This window comes from Albidovulum sp., from assembly GCF_049646345.1.
GTDB lineage: Bacteria > Pseudomonadota > Alphaproteobacteria > Rhodobacterales > Rhodobacteraceae > Albidovulum.
In genome coordinates, this window is record NZ_JBARVQ010000277.1 from 1 (window position 1) to 3377 (window position 3377).

The following is a 3377-nucleotide window of genomic DNA, read 5'->3' on the forward strand; positions in this document are numbered from 1 at the left end:
GCTCTGCTCAATGCGGCCAATATCCCGATCCCGCGCGGAGTTATCGGGGCGACGTTGCAAGAGGCTGCGGCCAAGTCGGTGGATCTGACGGCACCTCTGGTCCTCAAGGGGCTTGGCTTCGCGCACAAGACCGAAGCGGGGGCCGTGCGCCTTGGCCTGACCTCGCTCGACGGGCAGGCTGGGATGCCGGGTGCCTCGGGCTATCTGGTTGAGGAGATGGTGGCCGGTGCCGTCGGTGAGGTCCTGCTGGGTCTGCGCCGCGATCCGGTCTATGGCGCGACCCTGACGCTGGGTCTTGGCGGCGTTACGGCTGAGCTGCTGGCCGATACGGTGACGCTGGTTCTGCCTGTCGGTGAGGATGAGGTTCTGACGGCGATGCGTGGCCTCAGGCTCTGGCCCTTGCTTGACGGGTATCGGGGGCGGCCAAAGGCGGATGTGGCGGCCATTGCCGGGATCGCGGTGCGGCTGGGGCAGGTGATGGTTGAGCGGCCCGAATTGGAAGAGATTGAGATCAACCCGATCCTTGTCCTTGAAGAGGGCGCGGTGGCGGTCGATGCATTGATACGGGAGGCAGTGTAATGATGGAAATGCGGAGCGAGGGGCCGATCCGGACCCGCCGCGAGGGCGGCATTCTGGAGGTGACGCTGGACCGGCCCAAGGCCAATGCGATTGACCTTGCCACCAGCCGGATCATGGGGCTGACCTTCCGCGATTTCCGCGACGATGACACACTGCGCGTCTGTATCCTGCGGGCCGAGGGCGAGAAGTTCTTCTGCCCGGGCTGGGATCTGAAGGCCGCCAATGACGGCGATGCGGTTGATGGCGATTACGGGGTCGGCGGTTTTGGCGGCTTGCAGGAATTGCCGAACCTCAACAAGCCGGTGATTGCGGCGGTGAACGGCATCTGTTGCGGCGGCGGGCTGGAACTGGCCTTATCTGCGGACCTGATCCTTGCCTCGGACAATGCCACGTTTGCACTGCCCGAAATCCGCTCGGGCACCGTCGCGGATGCCGCTTCGATCAAGCTGCCGAAACGCATTCCCTACCATGTCGCGATGGACCTCCTGCTGACCGGCCGCTGGTTCGACGCAGAGGAGGCTTTGCGCTGGGGCATTTTGAAGGAAATCACAACACAAGCTGACCTGTTGGCGAAAGCATGGGACCTTGCCCGGTTGCTCGAAAGCGGGCCGCCCCTGGTCTATGCCGCCATCAAGGAAGTGGTGCGGGAGGCCGAGGATATGCGGTTTCAGGATGCGCTGAACCGCGTCACCAAGCGGCAGATGGCGACTGTGGACCGGCTTTATTCTTCCGAGGATCAGCTTGAAGGCGCCCGCGCCTTTGCCGAAAAGCGCGATCCGGTCTGGAAGGGGAAGTAAGGGGCGGTTTGCCTCACTCTCCGCGCGGGAAGCGCTTGCTGTCCTCAAGCACATTGAGGTCCATGTGGTTGCGCATGTAGCGTTCCGACGCTTTCTGCAAAGGCTGGTAGTCCCACGGGAAATAATCGCCGTTCCGAAGCGCCTCATAGACCACCCAGCGCCGCGCCTGACTTTGGCGGACCTCGGCGTCGAACCGGGCGAGATCCCAGCGCACCTCGGACTTGGCGCGGAGTGACGTGAGGGTGCCCATATGGGCCGGATCGCCTGCGAGGTTCGTAAGCTCATGCGGGTCGGCCTCAAGGTCGAAAAGCTGGTCGGGGTCGAGCGCGCAGCGATTGTATTTCCACTTGCCATAGCGCAGCGAGACAAGCGGCGCGTAAGAGGCTTCGGCGGCATATTCGATGGCCACGGGGGCGGTGCGTTCTGTCCCCTTGGCGGTGGGCACGAGGCTTTCGCCGTCAGTCCAGGGCATGACCTCCTCCATGCTGACCCCGGCCAGATCGCAGAGCGTCGGCGTCACGTCGATGGTGGAAACGGGCGTGTCGATGCGCTGTGGCGTCAGCCCGGGTGCGGCGATCATCAGGGGCACGCGCGCCGAGCCTTCGAAGAAGTTCATCTTGAACCAGAGGCCGCGTTCGCCCAGCATGTCGCCGTGGTCGGAAACGAAGAGGATGACCGCCTCTTGCCGGGTCGCCTCCAGCGCTTCCAGGATCCCTGCGATCTTGTCATCGAGATAGGAGATATTGGCGAAATAGGCGCGGCGCGAGCGGCGGATATCTTCTTCGGTGATATCGAACTTGCGCCAGTCATTGGCGTCGAAGATGCGCTTGGAATGGGCGTCGTGATCCTCATAGGCCATTGCTGGCACTTCAGGCTGCAGGTGCGCGCAATCCTCGTAAAGGTCCCAGTACTTCTTCCGCGCGACGTAAGGATCGTGCGGATGGGTAAAGCTGACCGTCAGGCACCAGGGCCGGTCATCGAGACCGCGTGCAAGGTCATAGACTTTGGCGGTTGCGTTGTAAGCAACCTCATCGTCATATTCCATCTGGTTGCTGATCTCGGCCACGCCCGCGCCGGTGACTGATCCCATATTGTGATACCACCAGTCGATGCGTTCGCCCGGCTTGCGGTAGTCGGGCGTCCAGCCGAAATCGGCGGGATAGATATCGGTCGTCAATCGCTCCTCGAACCCGTGCAGCTGGTCGGGGCCGACGAAATGCATCTTGCCCGAAAGACAGGTCTGATAGCCCGCGCGCCGCAGATGGTGGGCATAGGTCGGGATGTCCGAGGCGAATTCGGCCGCGTTGTCATAGACCTTCGTGCGCGAGGGCAATTGCCCGGACATGAACGAGGCCCGACCCGGCGCACAAAGGGGCGAGCCAGTATAGGCGTTCCGGAAGCGGACCGAACGGGCGGCCAGCGCCTTCAGCGTCGGTGCATGTAGCCAGTCGGCCGGGCCATCGGGAAAGAGCGTGCCGTTCAGCTGATCGACCATGAGGATGAGGATGTTGGGGCGGTCGGTCATGTGATGTCTCCCTCCGGGTTTTGCAGGCGGCAGGCTTGCATTGCCGCCATGTAGCGGTCGCGTCCGAAAACGGCATTGCCATGCCGCGACCGGCGTGGTGCCCTTGGGCAGGATGGGTAACATCAAACTGAGGGGGATGGCATATGGAAACGACCACGGACTTTTCGTATTCAGTTGGCGAAGAGCCCGATCTGGGCATCGTCCTTTCGGACGGCACGCGTCTATCGGCGCGGGTCTGGATGCCAAAGGGGGCGGGACCGTTCCCGGCGGTTCTGGAATTTCTGCCCTACCGCAAGCGCGACGGTACCACGCAGCGCGATGCGCTGACCCATCCCTGGTTCGCCGGTCACGGGATTGCCTGCCTGCGCGTCGACATGCGCGGCAATGGCGACAGTGAGGGGTTGATGGCGGATGAATACAGCCCCCGGGAACTGGCCGATGCCGTTGAGGTGATCGACTGGATCGCGGCGCAGGGC

The 3377-nt window shown here is 63.1% G+C and carries 4 protein-coding genes; 3 read left to right on the top strand and 1 reads right to left on the bottom strand.

Annotation, left to right across the window (positions count from 1 at the left end):
* Nucleotides 1–579: acetate--CoA ligase family protein (locus WBB85_RS06620; RefSeq protein WP_432637836.1), on the top strand; the 579-nt coding region annotated here is incomplete at its 5' end.
* Nucleotides 579–1376 (top strand): carnitinyl-CoA dehydratase, encoded by a 798-nt coding sequence (locus WBB85_RS06625; protein WP_432637837.1) that lies wholly within the window; start codon nucleotides 579–581, stop codon nucleotides 1374–1376. The genes WBB85_RS06620 and WBB85_RS06625, both read left to right, overlap by 1 nt.
* Before the next feature lie 13 nt (nucleotides 1377–1389).
* On the opposite strand, the gene betC is transcribed toward WBB85_RS06625, so the two are convergent.
* Complete coding sequence (gene betC, locus WBB85_RS06630) at nucleotides 1390–2901, bottom strand: choline-sulfatase (RefSeq protein ID WP_432637838.1); 1512 nt, start codon at nucleotides 2899–2901, stop codon at nucleotides 1390–1392.
* A 143-nt stretch (nucleotides 2902–3044) separates the two neighbouring features.
* Between betC and WBB85_RS06635 the strand changes: the two genes are divergently transcribed.
* Nucleotides 3045–3377 (top strand): CocE/NonD family hydrolase (locus tag WBB85_RS06635; RefSeq protein ID WP_432637839.1); only part of this gene is annotated, 333 nt, incomplete at its 3' end.

Excerpts from the sequence above, each read along its gene's own strand:
- WBB85_RS06625 (WP_432637837.1), top strand. The coding sequence starts at position 579 with ATGATGGAAATGCGGAGCGAGGGGCCGATCCGGACCCGCCGCGAGGGC.
- betC (WP_432637838.1), bottom strand. The coding sequence starts at position 2,901 with ATGACCGACCGCCCCAACATCCTCATCCTCATGGTCGATCAGCTGAAC.